The sequence below is a fragment of the Allobosea sp. 05T433 genome, from assembly GCF_056396065.1.
This window is the reverse complement of the sequence record NZ_JBFTKS010000117.1, coordinates 1-620: the sequence shown is the minus strand read 5'-3', so window position 1 is coordinate 620 and position 620 is coordinate 1. Positions and strand designations below refer to the sequence as shown.

1 protein-coding gene is annotated in these 620 nt (G+C 64.0%); it reads left to right on the top strand.

The genetic code is table 11. From position 1 onward, the window contains the following. Positions 1-180 precede the first annotated feature (180 nt). A partial coding sequence (locus tag AC1DGP_RS35275; protein ID WP_476833300.1) for a hypothetical protein occupies positions 181-620 on the top strand: 440 nt, incomplete at its 3' end.

The following is a 620-nucleotide window of genomic DNA, read 5'->3' as shown; positions in this document are numbered from 1 at the left end:
GTTGCGGGTGAAAGTCTTGTCGATATTATCGGTCAAGATGCATCCTTGCTGCCAATCGGCCTTAGAACGGTCGATGGCAGTAACAATCATCTCCTTCCAGGTCAGAGCCAGGCTGGCGCTGCGGACGGAATCTTCCCGCGGCTGCTGACCCCGACCTACATCAATGATGCCGATGGCGACATGATGCCGCTCGGCCCCCCCGGAGCACCGGTCGTCACCAATACCAATTACGACCCCACCATCACCACCTCGAGCAACCAGCCGGGTGTGAACGTCCACAGCGTCGCGGATGCCGACCCTCGCATCATCTCGAACCTGATCGTCGATCAGACGCTGACCAACAGGTCTGCCCTGATCGCGGCGCTCGAGAGGAGTGCGGCGGCCGGTGGTATTTCGCTGACGCCAGGGTCTTCCGTCGCGGCAGCCGCCGCCGATCTGATCCTGGCCGCGCGTGATGCGGCTGCCGCGGCTGCTCCCTTCGCCGCGGCAACGGCGTTAGCTTACGGGCAGGCCGTGACGGCTGCGGGAATTGTACAGACCCAGATCAGCAGCGCGCTTGCGAGCCTGACGGCGCTTCGCGCCGACGTGGCCGCCGATGGCGTCGTCGACATCGCGACGAA